The organism is Lysobacter capsici (assembly GCF_014779555.2).
Lineage (GTDB): Bacteria > Pseudomonadota > Gammaproteobacteria > Xanthomonadales > Xanthomonadaceae > Lysobacter > Lysobacter capsici.
The window spans coordinates 4,040,202-4,059,575 of sequence record NZ_CP094357.1 but is presented as its reverse complement, the minus strand read 5'-3'; the positions used below and the strand labels follow the sequence as shown (position 1 = coordinate 4,059,575).

General features: G+C 68.8%; 22 protein-coding genes. 7 read left to right on the top strand and 15 right to left on the bottom strand.

All coding sequences use genetic code 11. The features are described 5' to 3' along the window. Positions 1-137 precede the first annotated feature (137 nt). On the top strand, positions 138-539 hold the full coding sequence (locus tag IEQ11_RS16540; protein WP_191822110.1) for a DUF423 domain-containing protein: 402 nt from the start codon (positions 138-140) through the stop codon (positions 537-539). A gap of 2 nt (positions 540-541) precedes the next feature. Beyond that, positions 542-1,240: a DNA-3-methyladenine glycosylase family protein gene (locus IEQ11_RS16535; protein ID WP_057922123.1), complete on the top strand. Its 699-nt coding sequence runs from the start codon at positions 542-544 to the stop codon at positions 1,238-1,240. 322 nt (positions 1,241-1,562) lie between these two features. On the opposite strand, the gene IEQ11_RS16530 is transcribed toward IEQ11_RS16535, so the two are convergent. From IEQ11_RS16530 to IEQ11_RS16495, 8 genes are all read right to left on the bottom strand, one after another. Next, positions 1,563-2,267, bottom strand: a complete 705-nt coding sequence (locus IEQ11_RS16530) for a class I SAM-dependent methyltransferase (protein WP_191822111.1) — start codon at positions 2,265-2,267, stop codon at positions 1,563-1,565. A gap of 3 nt (positions 2,268-2,270) precedes the next feature. Then, positions 2,271-2,666 (bottom strand): hypothetical protein, encoded by a 396-nt coding sequence (locus IEQ11_RS16525; RefSeq protein ID WP_191822112.1) that lies wholly within the window; start codon positions 2,664-2,666, stop codon positions 2,271-2,273. Between the two features lie 224 nt (positions 2,667-2,890). Further along, positions 2,891-3,694 carry a M15 family metallopeptidase gene (locus IEQ11_RS16520; RefSeq protein ID WP_096415080.1) on the bottom strand — a complete coding sequence of 268 codons (804 nt, stop codon included), beginning with the start codon at positions 3,692-3,694 and terminating at the stop codon, positions 2,891-2,893. Between the two features lie 86 nt (positions 3,695-3,780). Next, on the bottom strand, positions 3,781-3,957 hold the full coding sequence (locus tag IEQ11_RS16515) for a hypothetical protein (RefSeq protein ID WP_157754072.1): 177 nt from the start codon (positions 3,955-3,957) through the stop codon (positions 3,781-3,783). After that, complete coding sequence (locus tag IEQ11_RS16510; protein ID WP_036109329.1) at positions 3,954-4,136, bottom strand: type II toxin-antitoxin system antitoxin; 183 nt, start codon at positions 4,134-4,136, stop codon at positions 3,954-3,956. The genes IEQ11_RS16515 and IEQ11_RS16510 overlap by 4 nt, the downstream gene beginning before the upstream one ends. Next, positions 4,133-4,534, bottom strand: coding sequence for a hypothetical protein (locus tag IEQ11_RS16505; RefSeq protein WP_057922120.1), 402 nt, complete (start codon positions 4,532-4,534; stop codon positions 4,133-4,135). The genes IEQ11_RS16510 and IEQ11_RS16505 overlap by 4 nt, the downstream gene beginning before the upstream one ends. Positions 4,535-4,543: 9 nt before the next feature. After that, positions 4,544-5,410, bottom strand: a complete 867-nt coding sequence (locus IEQ11_RS16500; RefSeq protein ID WP_036109323.1) for an SPFH domain-containing protein — start codon at positions 5,408-5,410, stop codon at positions 4,544-4,546. Between the two features lie 277 nt (positions 5,411-5,687). Beyond that, positions 5,688-6,710, bottom strand: coding sequence for a hypothetical protein (locus IEQ11_RS16495; RefSeq protein WP_191822113.1), 1,023 nt, complete (start codon positions 6,708-6,710; stop codon positions 5,688-5,690). A 104-nt stretch (positions 6,711-6,814) separates the two neighbouring features. Between IEQ11_RS16495 and purT the strand changes: the two genes are divergently transcribed. From purT to IEQ11_RS16480, 3 genes are all read left to right on the top strand, one after another. After that, complete coding sequence (purT, locus tag IEQ11_RS16490; RefSeq protein ID WP_057922117.1) at positions 6,815-8,014, top strand: formate-dependent phosphoribosylglycinamide formyltransferase; 1,200 nt, start codon at positions 6,815-6,817, stop codon at positions 8,012-8,014. A 97-nt stretch (positions 8,015-8,111) separates the two neighbouring features. After that, positions 8,112-8,513, top strand: coding sequence for a hypothetical protein (locus tag IEQ11_RS16485; RefSeq protein ID WP_191822114.1), 402 nt, complete (start codon positions 8,112-8,114; stop codon positions 8,511-8,513). A gap of 138 nt (positions 8,514-8,651) precedes the next feature. Next, entirely contained in the window at positions 8,652-9,023 is a 372-nt protein-coding gene (locus tag IEQ11_RS16480; RefSeq protein ID WP_191822115.1) for a hypothetical protein, read from the top strand. Positions 9,024-9,272: 249 nt separating this feature from the next. Here the strand turns inward: IEQ11_RS16480 and IEQ11_RS16475 are convergent, their stop codons facing one another. The 6 genes from IEQ11_RS16475 to IEQ11_RS16450 form a co-directional block, all read right to left on the bottom strand. After that, positions 9,273-9,620 carry an SMI1/KNR4 family protein gene (locus tag IEQ11_RS16475; protein WP_191822116.1) on the bottom strand — a complete coding sequence of 116 codons (348 nt, stop codon included), beginning with the start codon at positions 9,618-9,620 and terminating at the stop codon, positions 9,273-9,275. Then, a complete protein-coding gene (locus tag IEQ11_RS16470; protein ID WP_191822117.1) occupies positions 9,607-10,443 on the bottom strand; it encodes an ATP-grasp domain-containing protein in 837 nt (278 codons plus the stop codon). The genes IEQ11_RS16475 and IEQ11_RS16470 overlap by 14 nt, the downstream gene beginning before the upstream one ends. 138 nt (positions 10,444-10,581) lie before the next feature. After that, complete coding sequence (locus IEQ11_RS16465; protein WP_191822118.1) at positions 10,582-11,127, bottom strand: hypothetical protein; 546 nt, start codon at positions 11,125-11,127, stop codon at positions 10,582-10,584. Between the two features lie 286 nt (positions 11,128-11,413). Beyond that, positions 11,414-12,640, bottom strand: coding sequence for an endonuclease/exonuclease/phosphatase family protein (locus IEQ11_RS16460; RefSeq protein ID WP_191822119.1), 1,227 nt, complete (start codon positions 12,638-12,640; stop codon positions 11,414-11,416). 294 nt (positions 12,641-12,934) lie between these two features. Further along, on the bottom strand, positions 12,935-13,369 hold the full coding sequence (locus tag IEQ11_RS16455) for a hypothetical protein (protein ID WP_036109309.1): 435 nt from the start codon (positions 13,367-13,369) through the stop codon (positions 12,935-12,937). A 124-nt stretch (positions 13,370-13,493) separates the two neighbouring features. Next, positions 13,494-14,237, bottom strand: coding sequence for an arginyltransferase (locus tag IEQ11_RS16450; protein ID WP_036109306.1), 744 nt, complete (start codon positions 14,235-14,237; stop codon positions 13,494-13,496). Positions 14,238-14,429: 192 nt separating this feature from the next. Between IEQ11_RS16450 and IEQ11_RS16445 the strand changes: the two genes are divergently transcribed. Together IEQ11_RS16445 and IEQ11_RS16440 are read left to right on the top strand one after the other, a co-directional pair. Then, positions 14,430-15,068 carry an EF-hand domain-containing protein gene (locus IEQ11_RS16445; RefSeq protein ID WP_191822120.1) on the top strand — a complete coding sequence of 213 codons (639 nt, stop codon included), beginning with the start codon at positions 14,430-14,432 and terminating at the stop codon, positions 15,066-15,068. Between the two features lie 546 nt (positions 15,069-15,614). After that, on the top strand, positions 15,615-17,861 hold the full coding sequence (locus IEQ11_RS16440) for a prealbumin-like fold domain-containing protein (RefSeq protein WP_191822121.1): 2,247 nt from the start codon (positions 15,615-15,617) through the stop codon (positions 17,859-17,861). A 174-nt stretch (positions 17,862-18,035) separates the two neighbouring features. Here IEQ11_RS16440 and IEQ11_RS16435 read toward each other — a convergent pair whose 3' ends face one another. Beyond that, complete coding sequence (locus IEQ11_RS16435; protein WP_096415071.1) at positions 18,036-19,331, bottom strand: RNA polymerase sigma factor; 1,296 nt, start codon at positions 19,329-19,331, stop codon at positions 18,036-18,038. Positions 19,332-19,374: the final 43 nt, after the last annotated feature.

Genomic DNA, 19,374 nt, shown 5'->3' with positions numbered 1-19,374 from the left:
GCTCGGGTGCTTGCGCGATGCGATGATCGTCGTATTCCAGGCGAGCGCATGCGACCGCCGATCGCAGACCCGGCGCGCCGCGGCCCGCGGCCCGGCTGCTATCGTAGCGTTCCGCGAATCCCATGGTTTCCACCCGCATGAACCTTCCCGCGCACGACGCCCGCGATGGGCGAGCCGCGTTGTTCCCGCCGCCGTTTTCGTCGCGATGTTTGGCCGCCGCCGGGGCCTTGCTGGCCGCGCTCGCGGTCGCCTTGTCGGCCTACGCCGCGCACGTGGCCGATCCGGCCGGGCAATCGCGCCTGCAGACCGCGGCGATGTACGCCTTCGGCCACGGCATCGCGCTCGCCGCGCTGGCGCCGTTGGCGCGCCGCGCCCTGAGCCGTTACGCCTTGATCGCGTTGTTGATCGGCACGCTGGTGTTCGCCGGCGGCCTGGCCTGTGCGTACTTCTTTCGTACATCGACCGCTCTGCTGCCGTACGGCGGCAGCCTGATGATCCTGGCGTGGCTGGTCTACGCCATCGATGCCCTGAGGCGCTGAGCATGCCGCGCCAGGTTCGCGGTTACGACGCACAGGCGGCTTACGCGCACTTGAGCAAGCGCGACCGCAAGCTCGGTGCGTGGATGAAGAAAGTCGACGCGCTCGAAGGCGGCCCGATCCCGAGCGATCCGCGTTGGCGCAAGAGCTTCGATCCGGTCGATGCGCTGGCGCGCGCGATCTTGTTCCAGCAGCTCAGCGGCAAGGCCGCCTCGACCATCGTCGGCCGGGTCGAAGCCGCGATCGGCGCGAGCCGCCTGCATTACGACACCCTGGGCCGCTGCGACGACGCGACCTTGCGCGGCTGCGGCGTGTCGGGCAACAAGCTGCTGGCGCTGCGCGATCTGGCGGCGCGCGAAGCGCGCGGCGAGATTCCCGATCTGCGGCGCATGGCGAGCATGGACAACGACGCGATCATCGCCGCGCTGGTGCCGATCCGCGGCATCGGCCGCTGGACCGTGGAGATGATGCTGATGTTCCGGCTGGGCCGACCCGACATCCTGCCGGTCGACGACTTGGGTATTCGCAAGGGCGCACAACGCGTCGACAAACTCGAGGCGATGCCCGCGCCGAAGGCGCTGGCCGAACTCGGCGAGCGCTGGGGGCCGTATCGCAGCTATGCCAGCTTGTATCTGTGGCGGATCGCCGATATCGCCGACGGACCGAAGATCGGCAAGGCCAAGACGAATCGTTCGCAGGATTGAGCGACGCTGGGTCGATGCACGCGGTGGATGGGTTTTTGCTGGGCGAGTGCGTGCGATCCGAGACAAGAGCGTCGGGGTTCGAGCCCCGCCCGCAAAAGACTTCGCGGCTACAAGGTCTCGTGCGGGAAAAATTCTTGTGCACGAAGGTTCCTGCGCAGAGCGGCGCCTTTGCCAGGAACTGATTCGGGACGATACGTCGAAGCCCCGAGGTCTTTCGTGGGAGGGGCTTGAGCCCCGACGCTTTTGTCTCAAATAGCCGCGCAATCTGGATACTTGAGCTGGAGCGCGAGACATTGCGCCCATCCGAAGAGGACGCAAGCACCTAGCCCGCATCGGCAACCAGCAGCAACGAAACCGGCCGCCCGCTCACCGGATGCACCGGTTCGGCCAGTTCGCGCAATCGCAGGCCGCTGCGTTCGAGCAGCGCGACCCAACCGCCGATGGTGCGGAAATACCACGGCGCCGGTTCGCCGAACGCCGCGTCGCAACCGGCCCAACTGCCGTCGCGCCAACCGTCGAGGTAGGACGCCTCGCCGCAGGCTTGCGGCGGATGCAGGGTCTGGATCAGCAGCCGGCCGCGCGGGTTCAACACGCCCGGCATCGCGCCCAGCAACCCGGCCACGCTGTCGTCGCCGAGCAGGGAGAAATTGCAGATCGCCAGGTCGTAACGCGCCTGCAGGGCGCCGGCGGCGATGTCCTCGTAACTCAGGCAGTCGTAGCGCGGCTCGGGCGCGGCGGCGCCGGTTCGCATGCGGCGCGCGGCATCGATCAAGTCCGCTATCGCATCCACGCCATGCACCTCGATGCCGTGCAGGCACAGCGCGCGGCTCAGCCAGCCTTCGCCGCAACCCAGGTCGAGCACGCTGCGCGGCGCCAGCCGCAGCGCGGCCTCGACGACGGCGCGGTCGGTGACCAGGCGCCGGCTTTCGATCGCCTGCGCGCGCACGGCCTGGGTCCACGGCGCGGCGTTCTCGCGCCAGGCCTCGAGCACGCGCGCGTCGCTGTGGCGCGGTGGGGTGCGGGTCATGGCTCAAGCCTCCGCGGCGGTGGTTTCGCGGCGGCGCGAGGTCGAGTACGCCAGCCACAGCAGGCCGGCCAGGGCCAGCGCCGCGATGGAGCCGGGCAGGTACAGCACGAACCAGGCGATCGCGGTGTCGACCTTGCCGTAGGTCCAGATCGTGAACGCCGCGAACAGGCCGTCGGCCAGGATCAGGAACGCCAAGGTGGTGGTGCGGCGCACGCTGGCGAGCAGGCAGGTCAGGGCGATCAGGGCCTGCGGCAGGCCGATGTAGAAGAAATTCATCGCCCCGGTGTACAGCGACTGCGACAGCCCGTGGCCGTCGGCGATCCACGACTGGGCGAAGAAATACAGGAACGGCAGCGCGAACAGAATGGCGGCGAGCGGCCAGAACCGGCGGGTGCTCATGCGACGCTCCTTGAGCGGATCGGATTTCGATTGGGTTCGACGACCCCGCCTGGTCCCGCGGCGGTACGCATGCGATGCGTACCGTTTTGTAGCTAGTGGTGCCACAACGCTGGCTGAGTGGAATGTTTCGGCACACTCGGCGCCAGGTCGTTGCGCTGGGTCATCGAAATCGCCGCCTGCTCGGTCGCGCCGATGCGCTTGGGCCGGTGCGGCGGACATCGCGCTCAGGCCGGCGTGTAGCGCCAATGCCAGGGTTCGTAGACGATCCCGTGCGGATTGCCGCGCGGATAACTCATCGCATAGCCGTAGCCGCCGGCGCGCTCGCGCAGCCAGGCGAAGGCCGCGGTGTGTTCGAACGATTCCTCGGCCGGCGGCTCGCCCGGCGCGCCGATGTCCAGGGCGAGGCCGCTGTGGTGTTCGCTGTAGCCCGGCGCGGCGTTGACGGTGAGGATCTCCTCGACGCTCAGGCCGCGCGCGAGTTTGCGTTCGAAGATGCCCAGTTGGTAATCGTGGCTGCGATAGCCGGAGATCGCGTCGAGCACGATGCCGTCGCGTTGCGCGGCTTCGCGCAGGTGAGTCCAGGCGCGCGCGGCGGCCGGGTGCAGCCACAGCGGGCGGCGGAAGCGGTCGACGCCGGCCAGCGCCAATCGGTCGGGTTCGGCGACCAGGGCCAGGCCGCTGCGTTGTTCGTAGGCGACGCCGTCCAGGCCGAGCGCGTCGAGCCGGTGTTCGATCCGGTCCAGCGGCAGCTCGTGCACGCGGACCAGGCCTTCGCGGCGGTATTCGACGATGCGGTCCAGGGCGTCGAGCGCGGCGTCGATGCCGTCTTCGCGCATCAGCCGGTGGACCAGCGGCAGCAGCCCTTCGGGCAGGTCGGCGGCGAGGAAACGGCCGTCGCGCTTGCGCCGCAGCACGTGCCGCGCGCGCGCCAGGGCGCGGGCGTCGTGGTTGCTGCGCGCGCGCAGCAGGCCGCCCGGCCACAGTTCGATCTCGGGCGTGTTGATCAGGACAGTGCCGGGGCCGCGCATGGGCTCAGGTTAACGGCTGCGGCCGCGGTATGCCACGGTGGCGGGCGCGGTCAGGGCCGGCGCGGGGCGGGCGGGGCGAAGGCGGTTCATGCCGGCTGCTTGAAATACAGGCGGGTGCCGAGGATGCCCGGGTCGTGCTCGACCGCGACCAGTTCCCAGCCCTGTTCGCCGCGCTCATCGAGTTCGCGCTGGATGCGCTCGCGCATCGGCGCCTCGAACAATTGATAGGTGAGTTCGGTTACGTGGTGCTTCCATCGGCTCATGCGTCGTCCTCGGGCGTCGGGGTGTCCTGGCGCGGCAGCCGGCCGCTCTTGCGCAGCGCGTCGCGCAGGACATATTCGATCTGCGCGTTGAGCGAGCGCAACTCGTCGTCGGCCCAGCGCTGCGCGGCGGCGAGCACCTCGGCGTTGATGCGCAGCGGGTAGGCTTTTTTCTCGCTCACCGGCGGCCGGTCCGCTCGTCGCGCGATCCGTTCGCCGTGTCGTTGCGCCGTGCGTCGCGGTCGCGGTAATCGCGACGCGCCTTGGCCACCGCCAGCATCAACGCCACCACCAGGCCGTTGACGGCGATCAGCAGGGCCACGGTGACGCCGGTGGTGCGGCTGTCGTTGCCGGCCGCCCAGTAATACCCGGGCGCGGCCAGCAGGATCGCGATGGCGATCAGCGCGAGCAGCCGCGACAGCCGCGCCGCGGTCGCGGCCGGGTCGCGCAGGCGCGAGGCATCGAGCCCGTTGACCAGGTGCAGGTTGCCGCGCGCGACCAGGACCGCGGCGACCAGGGTCGGCACCGCGCTGATCAGCATGATCGCCGGCAACATCAAGGCGTGGGTGGTCGTGCTCATGGGCGGGCCTCAGTACAAGGTGCCGGCGTTGACGATCGGCTGGGTGCTGCGGTCGCCGCACAGCACCACCAGCAGATTGCTGACCATCTGCGCCTTGCGCTCCTCGTCGAGTTGCACGACGCCGTTCTTCTGCAATTCGGCCAGGGCCATCTCGACCATGCCGACCGCGCCGGAGACGATGCGGGTGCGCGCGGCGATCACCGCGTTGGCCTGCTGGCGCTGCAGCATGGCGTGGGCGATTTCCGGCGCGTAGGCCAGATGGCTGATGCGCGCGTCGACCACGTGGATGCCGGCGTCGGCCAGGCGTTCCTGCAACTCGTCGCGCAGGTGCACGGAAATCTCGGCGGCGTGGCTGCGCAGCGACAATTGGCCGTCCTCGTGCTGGTCGTAGGGATAGCTGGTGGCCATCGCGCGCAGCGCCGATTCGGTCTGGATGTGGACGAAGGTTTCGTAGTCGTCGACGTTGTAGACCGCCTCGGCCGAATCGACCACCTGCCAGACGATCACCGAGGCGATCTCGATCGGGCTGCCGTCGAGTTCGTTGACCTTGAGCCGGCCGCTTTCGAAATTGCGCACGCGCTGGCTGACCTTGCGCTTGGCGAACAGCGGGTTGTTCCAGCGCAGGCCGTTTTCCTTGACCGTGCCGATGTACTTGCCGAACAGGCTCAGCACCGCGGCCTGGTTGGGTTCGACCATGTACAGGCCCAGCAGGCAGAACGCGGCGAGCGCGCCGATCAGCGCCGAAGCCACCATGATCGCGAAGCGGCCGGGATCGACGATCCCGCCCGCGAAGCCGTAGGCGCAGACCAGCAGCACCAGCAACAGGCCGATCAGGACCGGGATGCCGGACAGGGAATGGGTCGGATTTTCTTTCATGGCGGCGGCTCGGTCGGTGACTGAGATATTGATATCAGATTGATATCAGATTTGGACGGCCGTTCGTCGGAACGGGTGCGTCGGGCGAGGTGGCACGCCCGGTCTGGCTTACGCGGTGGCTCGCGATTTCGCGGTCGCGGCTCGCGCCGCTCCTACTGGGTGGCCATGTAGGAGCGGCGCGAGCCGCGACCGCGCCGATTCGCCTGCCGACGCAAACCGCCGTCAGCCATGCTCCATCCGATTCCCGATTCCCGATTCCCGATTCCCGATTCTCGGCTTACGGCGTAACCCGATAAAGCGGCGCCGGAATGAACTCCCCGGTCGCATACAGGCTGCGGCCGTCGGCCGACCAGCCCAGCGCCTCGGCCTGCGGCAGCCACGGCAGGTCGCTGACCCGCGGGGCGCCGGCGACCGCCTCGGCCCAGCTCTGCTTCGGCTGGCGCGGGTACTGCAACAGATAGCGGTAGGTCATCACCGCCAGGGTCGTGCCGTCGGGCGAGATATCGGCCGCGGTGACCTGGCCCTGCAGCTTGGCGCGGCCCGGATTGGATTTGCGCAGCGCCGCGTCGGCCTGCGGAATGCCGGCCAATTCGCCGAGCCGGGTCGCGGTCTGCAGCGCGTTGCCGGCCGGCATCAGCGGCAGCGCGAACAGCTCCGGCGGCTGGCGCTTCTTCGAGATCAACAGCACCTGCTTGCGCGCCACGTCGACCGCCACCGCTTCGCAGTCGCGCGCGCCGTCGGGCCAGCGGAACGCGATCGACCAGGCCGGCTTGAGCCGTGCGTTCTCGATCTTGGACGGCTCTTCGATCACGTGCAGCTGCAGGCTGCGGCGCAGGCCGCCGTTGTCGCCGGTGTCGGCGATCAGCAGGTAGGAGCGGCCGTCGAGTTCGAACGCGGCCATGTCCTCCCAATCGGTCTTGGTCACGCCCTCGATCCGCAACGTGGCCAGGCGGTCGCCGTTGGTCGCGACCGCGAACAGGCGCTCGGGGTTGCCGCCGTCGTCGTGCATCCACAGCACATCCGGATGCCGGCGCGAGGCGGCCAGGCCGCTGATCTCCGACAGCTGCGGGTCCAGCATCATCCCGGCCAGTTCGCTGCTGCCCGGTTCGGGCGGCGTGTGCGAACCCGAGCACGCGCCCAGCGCCGCGGCGCCGAGCACGGCCGCGCCGAGCAGGCCCGTGAGCCATGCCAGCCGGCGCCGAACGCCGCCCGGCGCGGTGGCGGCGCGGGCGGTCGGCGGGGCATCCGGCGATGCGGGGGCGACGGCGCGCGCTGCGGGCCGAGGTCGGGCAAAGGGCATGGCCACAGCATCGCACGGGCGTTGTGTGCCGCCATAGTCCGCGAACGCCGCCCCGGCGCGGAAAGTTAGACTAGGCTCATCCCACCCCACTTGAGGTTTCGTCCATGACCACGCTCGGTACGCCGCTGTCCCCGCACGCCTTTCGCGTGCTTCTGCTCGGTTCGGGCGAGCTGGGCAAGGAGGTGGCGATCGAGCTGCAGCGCTTCGGGGTGGAGGTGATCGCCGCCGATCGCTACGCCGACGCGCCGGCGATGCAGGTCGCCCACCGCAGCCACGTGCTGGACATGCTCGACGGCCAGGCCGTCCGCGCCTTGATCGCGGCCGAGCGGCCGCATCTGATCGTGCCGGAGATCGAGGCGATCCACACCGAAACCCTGGTCGAACTGGAACGCGAATTCGCCGAGCGCGGCACCGAAACCCGGGTGATCCCGACCGCGCGCGCCGCGCGCCTGACCATGGACCGCGAAGGCATCCGCCGCCTCGCCGCCGAAACCCTGCAACTGCCGACCTCGCCGTACCGCTTCGTCGACACGGTCGAGCAATACCGCGCCGCGGTCGCCGAACTCGGCCTGCCGTGCGTGATCAAGCCGGTGATGTCGTCCTCGGGCAAGGGCCAGAGCCTGGTGCGCGATCCGGGTGAGATCGACAAGGCCTGGAACTACGCCCAGACCGGTGGCCGCGCCGGCGCCGGCCGGGTCATTGTCGAAGGCTTCATCGATTTCGAATACGAAATCACCCTGCTGACCGTGCGCCATGCCGGTGGTGTGACTTACTGCGCGCCGATCGGCCACCTGCAGCGCGACGGCGATTACCGCGAAAGCTGGCAGCCGCAGCCGATGAATCCGGTCGCGCTGGCGCGCGCGCAGCAGATCGCCCGCACCATCACCGACGATCTCGGCGGCTACGGCGTGTTCGGTGTGGAGTTGTTCGTCAAGGGAGACGAGGTGTGGTTCAGCGAGGTGTCGCCGCGACCGCACGACACCGGTCTGGTCACCTTGATCTCGCAGGACCTGAGCGAATTCGCCCTGCATGCGCGCGCGATCCTCGGCCTGCCGATTCCGACCATCCGCGAACACGGCGCGTCCGCGTCGTGCGCGGTGCTCGCCCAGGGCGTCGGCGTGCCGGTGTTCTCCGGCGTCGATGCGGCGCTGGGGCAGGTCGACACGCAGCTGCGCCTGTTCGGCAAGCCGCGGGTGGAAGGCCAACGCCGGGTCGCGGTGACCCTGGCGCTGGGCGCGGACATCGATCAAGCGCGCGCCAAGGCGCGCGAAGCGGCGGCGCAGTTGCGGATCGAACTGCGCTGAGCGCGAGCACGCGCCGCGATCCTCGATTCGCGGCGCGACACCGTCCGCCGCCGCGCGCGCCGGACCACCCAGTACCGAACCTTCCAGGGAAGCGACGATGAACGACACGCAGGGCTACGCGGTATTTTTCTTCCCGCAGGCGTTGGAGGTGCTGGGCGATGCGATCCGGCCGTATCTGCTCGACGGGCCGGCCGGCGCGCATGTGCTGTGCAAGGAAATCGACACCGGCGGCGCGTTCACTGAAATGACCCTGGAAGGCCGCACCGCCGACGGACAATTCCTGTCGCTGGAGTTGATGGTGCCCGGCAGCATGGTGCGCATGATCGTCTCGGCGCATGGCGAAGGCTCGTTCGGTTTCGGCGCCAGCCTGCCCAAGCCCGCGCCGAAGGCCGCGGCGAAAGCCGTGCCGGCAACCGCGGCGCCGAGTCCCGCGCCGACGCCCGCACCGGCGGTGCCGGATGCGCCGGCGACGGTGATCGCGGCGAGCAAGCCCGACTGAGCATCGTCGCGGCCGCTCGCTTGCAGCGACGAAGACGAGCGCTGTCGATGCGAACGCGGTAGCTTTCGCAACCCCGGATCGGGCGATGGCGTTCGGTCCCGCGATTCGCAGGCGGATCCGGCGCGGACAAGGAGTCCCATGAATACTTTCGGCCATCAAGAAGACACCGTGACGCTGTACCGGCCGGTCGGCCCGGAGGAGCTGGCGAAGCTGCGCGACAACGCATTCAAGCGCTGGCCGCCGCGTCTGCCCGAGCAGCCGATCTTCTATCCGGTGACCAACGAACAGTACGCGGCCGAGATCGCCGAGCGCTGGAACATCAAGGACAGCGGCTACGGCGCGGTCACCCGCTTCCAGGTGCGCGCCGCGTTCATGGCCCGCTATCCGATCCAGAAAGTCGGCGGCGCGCATCACACCGAGTGGTGGGTGCCGGCGGAGGAACTCGAAGCGCTCAACGACGAAATCGTCGGCACCATCGAGGTCATCCGCGAATTCCATGGGCCGGCCTGAGGGCTGAGCCGCGCGCGGCGCCGGCGGCTCGGCGCTCGTCAGCGTGGTGTATCGGTTCGCGGATATCGCCGGCTTGAGCGGCCCGTCAGGTTCGCGCCGACGGTTGGTTTTTTATCCGTCGTCCGCCGAACCAGGATCATCGGCGCGATGCCCGGATTGCGACGAGCGAGTCGTGGATGCTTGCTGATGCAGCGCCGCTGCATTGGCGACGATGCGCGTCCGCGCCACGACGCGCCAGACGCGCAGGCTTCAGTCCAGCGGGCAGCCGGCACGGAGCCAACTCGCAAGATCGTCGCCGACCGCGACGAAGTCGTCCTCGCTCATGCTGCCGTGACCGACCACGAACACGGCCGGTGGCGTCAGCGCCGCATGCACGAGGATCGCGCGGCCGCCGCCGTCGTCGCCCACGGTCAGATAGCCGGGGCAATAGACCTGGGTTTCGTAGCATTGGTTGCGTTCGATCAGTTCGTCGATGGCGTACAGCCGGACCGCGCCGATCTCGCCGCCGCCGTGGCGGGCGATCGCTTCGCGCAACGGCGTCGCGATCGGCGCGCCGAGCCAGCGTTCGACCGCCGACCACGATTCATCCGGGCGCATCGGCTTCGACCGCCGCGGCTGCGCGGGGCGATGCGGCGAAATGCGCGGTCACCGCGGCGACGATTTTCTCGATGTCGTGCGCATAGAACCCCGATGAATTGAAGGTGTTGAATTCGATCACCTTGAACCCGTCGTCGGTCTGGGCCACGTCCATCACGCAGGTGCGGTGCGGCAGCCAGCCGTCGGCCAGCGCCTGCGCCTGCTCGTACAGTTCCGGGCGCGCGACCGCGTTGGCCATGCGCTGGCCGGCGATGCGGTAGGACGAACCGTCCACGACCGTGCCGTCGACGATGAAATAGCGCCACTCGGCGTGGATCTTCTGCGGCGGCGCGACGATCACCTCGGTGTCGCCGTCGAAGCTGAAGTTGCCCGAGTCCACGCTGCTCATCCAGCGGCGGATTTCCTTGGCGACCGTGACCGTGCCGTCGAAATGCTTGAGGTCGTGCAGCGGGCGCACGAACCAGACGCTGTCGTCGGGCTCGTGCTCCATCGCCGCCATGCACTCGCGCACGCTCATCTGCCGCACGTGCTGGTTGAGCATGTCGTCGCGGTTGCGGTTCCAGCAGTCGACGCGGAAGGTCTCCGGATCGAAGCACAGCCCGCTCCAGCCGCGCTGCATCGCCAGCCGGGTCAGTTTGGTCGCGCCGTAGGGAATCACCACGCCGTCGATCCGCGGCACGTGGTTGCCCAGCTCATCGGAGAAGGGAATCACCTGGACGTCCTGCACGCGCGCGCCGGCATCCTCGGCGGCGTTCCACACCCGGCGGATCTGCTCGTCGGCGATGAAGTTGGTCTGGATGGCCCAGGTGACGGTGGTGCTCATGCGATGGTTCGCCGCTCGGGGCGCGTGCGATGACGGGAGCGCCGATTCTATCGTCCCGATCGCATGCGCGCCGATGGCGAACGGCGATGCCGGCGGCGGCGCGGATCGCGACAACGCGAAAGGCGCGGCCGGCGCGTTCTAGCCGCGCGCGAAGATCAGCAGGTCGCTGCTGGTGGCGATCACCAGGCTCAATCCGGTGGCGGAGAAGCCGCAGGCGCGCACGGTCGAGTCCTGATGGATCTTGTGCAGCGGCGCGGGCGCGTCGTACAGATCGCCGAACAGGTGCGAGCCCGGTTCGGTCAGCACCAGTTCCTGTCCGGGCCAATCCAGTTCGAGCCGATGCAGGGCCCAGCCGTCCGCGGTGGAGTTCGGCAGTCCGCCGCCGGCCGCGCCGGCGACGCGGATCGCGCGCCCTTGCAGGGGGCCGATGCCTTGCGCCTCCAGGTGGGCATGGTCTTCTTCGTAATCGCCGCGATCGCGCGCCACGCGTTCGCCGCTGAGGCAATCGAACACGCCGCGCCCCTGGCTGGACACGACCAGCAGCAGGTCGCAATCGCGGTCGAAGCCCACGCAGCTCAATCCGCCGACGGCGACATTCGCGATCGCTTTCCAGGGCGCGGGCGGTGGGGTCGTTGGCAGCGAACGGATGCGTTCGCGCAGTGTTTCAAGACGTGAAGTATTCAAGGTCGACATCGGTCATGGCGGTGGAATCGTTGCTTGTCCGGTCGCGATGGCGGGCATCGGGCCGGGCGCTTCATCGAATCGGGCGGCGGACGCGAAGCGCGGCGTCGGCGTGGGGTTCAACAGCTGCGTTCTATCACTCGATCGGCGCGTCCGGATCAGGACATCGATCCGGCTTGCACAGCATGCCGGTGTGGCGGCGGAAATTCTGAGGCGTGTGCGTCCGGTTAATGTGATCTTCAGCACCGCGCTTTGGTCGAAGCGGTGTCGCTGCTCGCTTGCGCTGTGCTCAATTACTCAGATCGACCCACACCAGGTGATGGTCGCTGGCTTCGGAAATCTTCGCGTCCTCGCTGCCGGCCTTCGGCCAGAACACGCCGGTGTCCTTCACCTGCCAGCCGCGCGAAGGCAGCACATAGTCCAGGCGCAGGGTGCCGGCCTTCGGGCCGAAATCGCCGGTGTGCTGGGCGGTGTCGCCTTTGCGCGCGAAGCCGTAGAAGCGTGCGCGTTCGGCGGCGCCTTCGCTGTGCGGTATGTGGCTCGCATCCACGCGCGGGTGATCGAGCAATTGCTTGATCGAGCCCGGTACGCCGTCGCCGTCGATCGGGTCCGCATTCATATCGCCGACGATGACGAAGCGCGCATCGTTCGCCAGTCCGCCGCAGCGGCCCTGGTCGTCGCACAGCCACGCCGGCGCGCCGCCGTCGAGGTAACGCGCCCACAGCGCGATTTCATCGTGATTGCGCGCGCCGTTGCGGTCCTCCGGGCCGTCGAACACCGGCGGGGTCGGATGCGCGGCGAGAAAATGCAGCACGCCCAGCGGCGTTTTCACCGGCACGTCCCAATGCGATTTCGACGACAGCCGCATCTGCGGCCACACGCTGTCGGAGTACCAGGCCTTGCCGGTGGCCGGATCGCGTGGCTGGCGCGCGCCGGGCAGGGCGCTCCACTTGAAGGTCTGAAAGCTGCGCACCGCGGCGGTGTCGATGGGATAACGCGACAGCACCAGCATGCCGTACTGGCCCGGGTGCAGGCCGTAGCCCCAGGCGTCGTTGCCGCGCGCGCGGTCGGCGCGCTTCGCATCGCCGGATTGGCCGTCGCCGTCCAGGTCCAGCCCGCTCGGCACGCCGGTGTTGACCGGGGCGAGATAGCGGTAGGGATAGCGCAAAGCTTCGCCGCCGCCGGGCTGGGCGACTTCCAGGTAATTGCGTTGGAACAGGTCGGCCGCGCGGTGTTGCGGGTCGTAGTCGAATTCGTTGAGCAGCACCAGGTCGGGGCGCACGCGCTGCAGCACCGCGGCGATCTTGCGCGCGTTGCCGTCGTCGCCTTGCAGGCGCGCGATCAGGCCGCCGTCGGCGTCGTCGTAGAGCGAGGTGTTGTAGGTCGCCACGCGCAACTGCGCGGTCTCGTTCTGAGCCTTGACCCAGGCCTTGGGATCGCCGTGGACGTTCACTTGCGTGCAGGCCGCGAGCAGGGCCGCGAGGAGCGCGGCGGCGTAGGGAAGTGGTCGGGACATGAGCGCATGATGGCACGGCGCGATTCGGGCTTAGTGACAGTTTCGGGCGGTTAGCCGGGCGAGTTGTCGGCGGTTCTGGGCGATCTGGAACAACAGCGCCGGGATGAATTGCTTCCCGCAAAACCTCGTGGACCGCGCAGTCGTTCGCGCAGTCGATGCCCCGATCCGGGATCGCAAGCCTCACGCCAGAACCGATTCCCGATTCCCGACTCACGATTCCCGCTGCCCCCTGCAACCCCACAAACAACAACGCCCCGGCAAGCCGGGGCGTCGCGTCAAACCCGAAGGTTCGAATTACAGGGTGCAGCCGAACGAGGCGTACTGAGCCTTGCTCTGGTCCAGCGCCATCTTGCAGGCGTTGGCCAGCGCTTCCTTGCCCTGCGGCGTGGCGGCGGCCTGGGCCCAGGCATTGCGGCTCTGGTCCAGACCGGTCTGGAACGCGGCGCGCTGGGCTTCGGGCACCTTGTCGGTGAGGCAGGCGCTGACCTTGGCCAGGTAGTCGTCGCACTCGGCGACGCCGACGCTGGCGGCGGCCGGAGCGGCGGCCGGCATGGCCGGGTCCATCGGAGCAGCCGGAGCGGCGTCCGGAGCCGGGGTGGCGGCCGGGTCGGCGGCCGGCGCGGCAGCGGCGTCGGCGGCCGGGGCGTCGGCGGGCTTGTCGGCGGGCTTGTTACAGGCGGCCAGGCTCAGGGTGATCGCGGCAGCCAGGAACAGGGTGTTCAATTTCATTGCGGAAACTCCATGTGGCGTTGAGTGATGAGGGTGGCGGCTCCATGCCAGGCCTGAGCGGCGCCTTCCCGCATGTCGTGACTACGACGCGGCTACGAAATACACGACCCGCACGCATAGAGTGTTACGAATGTGTAAAAACCCGCCAATCGCGACCATCGAATGCCTCCAACGGTCGAAATCGGCGTTTGTAATCCATCTTCGGATGGCCGGCGATCCAGTAACCCAGATACAGATGGCCGCGCCGTTCGCGCTTGGCCCATTCGATCTGGCGCAGGATCGCCAGCGTGCCCAGGCTGCGATCGGCCAGGTCGGGGTCGTAGAAGGTGTAGACCGCCGACAGCGCGTTGTCGACCACATCGGTGACCGCGACCGCGAGCAGCTTGCCGTGGCCGCGCGGCGCCGGTTCGCGTAGTTCGAGGAAGCGGTTCTCGCTCCAGCTGCCGATCAGGAACTGGTCGAACTCGAGCGCGCCGTGGCCGTCCATGCCGCCGCCGGCATGGCGCGAGGCGAGGTAGCGCTTGTACAGCGCGAGTTGCTCCTCGTCGCGTTCGGCCGGGCGCACCCGCATTTCCACCGCGGCATTGCGCGCCAGACAGCGGCGCTGGCTGCGATCGGGCACGAAGCGGTCGACCGGGATGCGCACCGCGACGCAGGCGCGGCAGCCGCTGCAATGCGGGCGGTAGACGATGTCGCCGGAGCGGCGGAAGCCCCAGCCCAGCGCGTGCGGGTACCACTCGCGCAGGCGCGGATCGCGCGGGTCCAGGACCAGGTCGCGGGCGGTGCGCTCGGGCCAGTAGCCGCAGGCGTGCTCGCCGGTGTGGAACAGGCGGAGATCGTCGCTGTCAGGCTGAGGTTGCGTGCCCATGGGCGCAGCATAGCGCCGCGTTCGCCCGATGCGCAGGCCGGCGTCGGAGTTTTGCGTGCTCGGCGGCGGCTTGGTCGAGATCGGCCGGCTGTCGCGCCGATGAATGTCCGCGCCGGCGTGTCAACCGCCTTACGGCGGGGACGTTGATCCGCTCATCGGCGCCACGGTGGCGCCTGCCGCAGGAGTCAACGCATGACCCGTTCCCCCCTCTATGTCGCCGCGTTCGCCGCGGCCCTGCTCGCCGGCGCGGCCATCGCCGCGCCCCAGACCGACGCCGCCGCGCCGCAGCGCCAGCGGATCAAGCTCGACGCCAACAACGACGGGGTGATCACCCGCGAGGAGGCGTCCAAGCTGCCGCGCCTGGCCGAGAACTTCGACAAGCTCGACAAGAACCACGACGGCAAGCTCGACGCGAGCGAACGCCCGCAGCGTCGCGGTGGCCGCGAACACGGCGGTCGTGGCGGACACGGCGGCCATGGCGGCCCGGCCGCGCTCGACACCGACGGCGATGGCCGAGTCAGCCAGGCCGAAGCGGCGAAGTCGCCGCGCCTGGGCGAGAAGTTCGCGCAGATCGATCGCAACCACGACGGCTACATCGTGCGCAGCGAGTTGCGTAGTTATTTCGAAAGCGAACGGCCCAAGCGCGAAGCCGAACGCGCCAAGCGCTTCGACGAGAAGTTCGCCGCCGCCGACCTCAATCACGACGGCAAGCTCAGCAAGATCGAAGTCGACGAAAAGATGCCGCGCCTGGCCAAGAGCTTCGCGTTCCTCGATGAGGATCGCGACGGTTTCCTGACCAAGGCCGATCTCAAGCCCACGCCGCATCGTTGAGGCGAACTGGGTTCCGCCGCATCGCAATCCGCTGCGATTCCGATGCGGCGCTTCGCGGCCCGGAGCCGCGGCGTGGTTTCAGCGCAATCGAACGATGTGCATCGATCGCGGCGCGGATCGATTGCCGCCGGCTCGCTGCGGCGCGCGGCGCGGTTCGTGCAAGGCCGCATGCGCGGGCATGAACGCGCCGGCGAAGTTGAATGAAATTCGTGATTATTTTGGCTTGATTTGTGTGGCTGATCGTCGAGTCGGTTGCAAGCGTTTTGCGCAGCTGTCGTTTCGGTCCGGATGAATTGCCCGCATAAAGTCAGTCTTTTTTTACGAAAGCATGTTTTCTTTGTGGATCTAAAGTGCCTTTTTAAAGCGTAAATTGCGCGAAACAATTTTATTTTCGCTGAGGCCGCGCGCAGCCTTCTGTTTTCGAATCTTTAGGATTAGAAGTAGTGCCGCGGCATCCGCAAATAGAGATGCCGATACGTCGCATAGGGGAGCGATGCTATGGCGCTACGGCACCTGTTCAATGCACAGCCGATCGGATTTCGCGGTTTGCCGGGATGGCGCCGCCGCCTCGCGGTCGCGACGCTCGCGATCGTCGCGACGATTCTGGCGCCGGCCGCGCAGGCCGATCGCGCGTTCGCGCCGCGCTACCAGAACCCGGCCGTCAATGGCGACATCACCGGCATCGGCAACATCAACCTGCATTGCGGCGGCAACGTCGCCCTGTGCGCGCAGGCGCAAAGCGGCAGTGTCACCGTCGTCAATCAGGACCCGGCCATCGCCATGGTCTATGTCGATGTCGACAGCGATGCGACCACGTTCAATTCCAGCAGCGCCAATCTCGCCTTGCCCGCGGGGTCGACCGTGCTGTTCGCCGGCCTGTACTGGAGCGGCATCAGCCTTTCGCTCGCGCGCAACAGCGTGCGCCTGCGCACGCCCGGCTCGGCGGTGTACGCCTCGCTCAGCGCCGACGAACTGTTGACGAACTCGGCCGGCGCGTTCGGCGATGCCGCGTATCAGGGCTTCGACGACGTCACCGCGCTGGTCCAGGCCGCGGGCAACGGCACCTACACCGTCGCCAATGTGCAGACCACCCAGCGCGGGATCGGTTCGGCGGGCAGCACCTGGGCCGGCTGGGCCCTGGTGGTCGCCTACCGCGATCCGGCCCAGACCGCGACGCGCAACCTCAATGTCTACGACGGCCTGCTCAGCGCGAGCGATGCGTCCTTGCCGGTGGACATCGCCTTCAGCGGCTTCATCACCCCGGCCACCGGGCCGGTCAATACCACCCTCGGCCTGCTGGGCTGGGACGGCGACGATACCGTCGACGGCGCGGTCGGGCTGCAATACGGCCGCAACGCGGCCACGCTCAACAACGTGTCCAACGCGGCCAATCCGGTCAACAACTTCTGGAACAGTTCGATCTCCCGCAACGGCGCCAACGTCGGCGCGCGCGCGCCGAACTATTTCGACACCCTGGGCATGGACCTGGATTTCACTCCACCCAACGTGCCCTTGCCCAACAGCGCGAACTCGGCCTTGATCCGCGCCCGCGGCAGCATCGACGAAGTGTTGATCTTCGGCATGATCAGCCGCGCCACCGACGTGTCGCGGCCCAATCTCAAGGACCGGCTGCTCAAGAGTTCGGCCGACCTCAACGGCGGCAGCCTGTTGCCGGGCGAATTGCTCGAATTCACCATCGGCAGCACCAACGTCGGCAGCGATGCCTCAGTGCAGACCGTGCTGACCGACGTGATCCCGGCCAACACCACTTACGAGCCGGGCAGCCTGGTCATCGTCAGCGGCGCCAACGCCGGCGCGCACAGCGACGCGGCCGGAGACGATCAAGCCGAATTCGATGCCGGCAACAATCGCGTGGTGTTCCGCCTGGGCACCGGCGCGACCGCCGCCAGCGGCGGCACGGTCGCGCCCGGGGAGAGTTTCTCCTTGCGTTTCCGCGCGCGGGTCAACGCCGGCGTGGCGGCCGGCACGGTGATCAACAACAGCGCGAGCGTGGCGCATCGTTCCGCGACCCTGGGCGAGAACCTGCTCGACGTCAGCGACGCCGACGCCGCCACGCCCGGCGATCAACCGACCCGCAACGTGGTCGCGGCCTTGCCGCGGATCGTGCTCAACAAGACCAGCCTGCGCGGCGTCGACAGTTTCAGCTTCGCGCTGACCAATACCGCGCAGGCCGCCGGCAACGTCACTACGGCGACCGCGGGCACGCCGGCCCAAGTCGACGGCGACGTCAATACCGCCGGCTTGCAGGCCTATACGGTGGTCGCGGCCGGCACCGACGTGACCATCGCCGAGACCGGCGTGCCGGCCGGCTATGCGCTGACCTCGGCGGTATGCCGCAACGCCGGCAACACCGTGGTCGGCGCGCTCGCGGGCACGGTTTACACGATTCCCGGCGCCAGCGTGGTCGCCGACGAGGTGTTGACCTGCACCTTCACCAACACCCGCAGCCAGGCGGCGCTGTCGATCGTCAAGAGCGACGCGAGCGCGACCTACACGCCGGGCGGCAGCGCCGTGTACACCATCACCGTGCGCAACGACGGCCCCGACGCGGTGGCCGGCGCGCTGGTCGAGGACGTGCTGCCCAACGGCGCGACGCTCGCCGCCGCCTGGAGCTGCGCGATCGGCGCCGGCAGCGGCGCGTGCAATCCCGCCAGCGGCGGCGCGGCCGGCGGCGGCGCGGTCAATCTGAGCGTGGATCTGGACAGCGGCGCGACCGCGACGATCACCGTGCCGGTGAACTTCGCCGCCGCGCCGGAGGCGTATGTGCCATGAGCGCGGTTCGCGCGCGATGCGGAAGGGCGATGTTCGAGCGGATAACGCGCGATGCGAAACAGCGATGCTCGCGCGGATAACGCGCGATGCGGCGGGACGATATCGGCGCGGGGGCGCAGCGGTGCCGCGGCGGCGCAGGGAGGGCGCCGTCGCGGCGATCGCGGCCGGTCGCGATCAGCCGAAGCGGCCGTCGCGGTACAGCACGTACACCACCGAGGCGAGCATCACCAGCGAGCTCCAAACCATCGCCTGCGGCCCCAGCACCCAGCGATAGACCAGGCTGTGCTTGGGATCGCGGCCGGTTTCGCGCTGGATCCGCGCCATCGACGACGCCAGCGCGCGCGGCACCACGACCAGCCATTGCCACAGGCTCACGACGATCACCGCCAAGGTCACGCTGAGCGGTACGACCCAGCCGTGGCTGAGCTCCAGCGTGACCAGGGTGGCCACCGCCAGCAGCGCGCTGGTCACGCTCATGACCGTGATCAACCGGCCGATCTCGCGCCGCTCCTGCGGCGTGGCGGCGAAGCCGAGCATGTAGCGCGCGATCAGCACCGTCGCGATCAAGCCGCCGACGAAGCCGCCGATCACCCCGCCCAGCGTCGGCGAGCCGATCGTCGCCATGCGGGTGGCGATCGAGGCGGTATCCAGCGGCGCGCCGGTCACCGCTTCGGACACCGGCGACAACACCCGTTCGACCACGAACACCACCACGCTGCCGACCACGCCGCCGGAGGTGCCGGCGGTGCCGAGCCCGCCCACGCCGAACTTGCCGGCCAGGCCCGAGCCGATCGAACCGGCCGCGATCGCCGCGGTGGTGGTGCCGGCCGGCGCGATCACGCCCAGCGCGCTGGCGACCAGGGTGGTGAAACCGACCGTGGGCGCGCTGGCCTGGGCGAACACCGCGAAACGATCCAGCAACTCGCCGCGCACCGAGCTGCGCGCGCGCGACAGGCGCTTGCGCACGGCCGCGTCGCTCAGGCCGAGCAGGGCGGCGACCTGCTGCGAGCTCTGGCCTTCGCGGTAATACAGCAGCAACACCTCGCGGCTTTCGTCGGGCAATGCCGAGATCAGTTCGGCGGCGACCTGGGCGCGCTCGGCTTCGATCAGGCGTTCGACCGCGCTGGGTTCGGGATCGGCCGCGGCGGCGATGGCCGCGTCGAAGTCGTCGCTGCCGCGCGGCAAGCGCTGGCGCGTGCGCAGGTGGTCGGTGGCGAGGTTGCGGGTGATCTGGCGCAGCCACGGCAGGAAGCTGGACGGGTTCTGCAGCTTGCGGATGTTCTGCCAGGCGTTGAGGAAGGCCTCCTGGGCGATGTCCTCGCTGGCGTGGACGTCGCGCACCATGGCCAGGGCGATGGCGGTGATCGAGTTCTGGCAGGCGCCGACGATGCGCGAATACGCGGCGGTGTCGCCGCGCGAGGCCGCCGGCAGATCGTGGTCGATCAGGGAGTGCAGGGCTTCGGCATTCATCGCCGGGCGCTCCGGAGGGCGGGTGCGGGAGAGGTGGAGAGGC

Coding starts and splice junctions, on each gene's coding strand:
- IEQ11_RS16540 (WP_191822110.1), top strand. CDS start 138: ATGAACCTTCCCGCGCACGACGCCCGCGATGGGCGAGCCGCGTTGTTC.
- IEQ11_RS16535 (WP_057922123.1), top strand. CDS start 542: ATGCCGCGCCAGGTTCGCGGTTACGACGCACAGGCGGCTTACGCGCAC.
- IEQ11_RS16530 (WP_191822111.1), bottom strand. CDS start 2,267: ATGACCCGCACCCCACCGCGCCACAGCGACGCGCGCGTGCTCGAGGCC.
- IEQ11_RS16525 (WP_191822112.1), bottom strand. CDS start 2,666: ATGAGCACCCGCCGGTTCTGGCCGCTCGCCGCCATTCTGTTCGCGCTG.
- IEQ11_RS16520 (WP_096415080.1), bottom strand. CDS start 3,694: ATGCGCGGCCCCGGCACTGTCCTGATCAACACGCCCGAGATCGAACTG.
- IEQ11_RS16515 (WP_157754072.1), bottom strand. CDS start 3,957: ATGAGCCGATGGAAGCACCACGTAACCGAACTCACCTATCAATTGTTC.
- IEQ11_RS16505 (WP_057922120.1), bottom strand. CDS start 4,534: ATGAGCACGACCACCCACGCCTTGATGTTGCCGGCGATCATGCTGATC.
- IEQ11_RS16500 (WP_036109323.1), bottom strand. CDS start 5,410: ATGAAAGAAAATCCGACCCATTCCCTGTCCGGCATCCCGGTCCTGATC.
- IEQ11_RS16495 (WP_191822113.1), bottom strand. CDS start 6,710: ATGCCCTTTGCCCGACCTCGGCCCGCAGCGCGCGCCGTCGCCCCCGCA.
- purT (WP_057922117.1), top strand. CDS start 6,815: ATGACCACGCTCGGTACGCCGCTGTCCCCGCACGCCTTTCGCGTGCTT.
- IEQ11_RS16485 (WP_191822114.1), top strand. CDS start 8,112: ATGAACGACACGCAGGGCTACGCGGTATTTTTCTTCCCGCAGGCGTTG.
- IEQ11_RS16480 (WP_191822115.1), top strand. CDS start 8,652: ATGAATACTTTCGGCCATCAAGAAGACACCGTGACGCTGTACCGGCCG.
- IEQ11_RS16475 (WP_191822116.1), bottom strand. CDS start 9,620: ATGCGCCCGGATGAATCGTGGTCGGCGGTCGAACGCTGGCTCGGCGCG.
- IEQ11_RS16470 (WP_191822117.1), bottom strand. CDS start 10,443: ATGAGCACCACCGTCACCTGGGCCATCCAGACCAACTTCATCGCCGAC.
- IEQ11_RS16460 (WP_191822119.1), bottom strand. CDS start 12,640: ATGTCCCGACCACTTCCCTACGCCGCCGCGCTCCTCGCGGCCCTGCTC.
- IEQ11_RS16455 (WP_036109309.1), bottom strand. CDS start 13,369: ATGAAATTGAACACCCTGTTCCTGGCTGCCGCGATCACCCTGAGCCTG.
- IEQ11_RS16450 (WP_036109306.1), bottom strand. CDS start 14,237: ATGGGCACGCAACCTCAGCCTGACAGCGACGATCTCCGCCTGTTCCAC.
- IEQ11_RS16445 (WP_191822120.1), top strand. CDS start 14,430: ATGACCCGTTCCCCCCTCTATGTCGCCGCGTTCGCCGCGGCCCTGCTC.
- IEQ11_RS16435 (WP_096415071.1), bottom strand. CDS start 19,331: ATGAATGCCGAAGCCCTGCACTCCCTGATCGACCACGATCTGCCGGCG.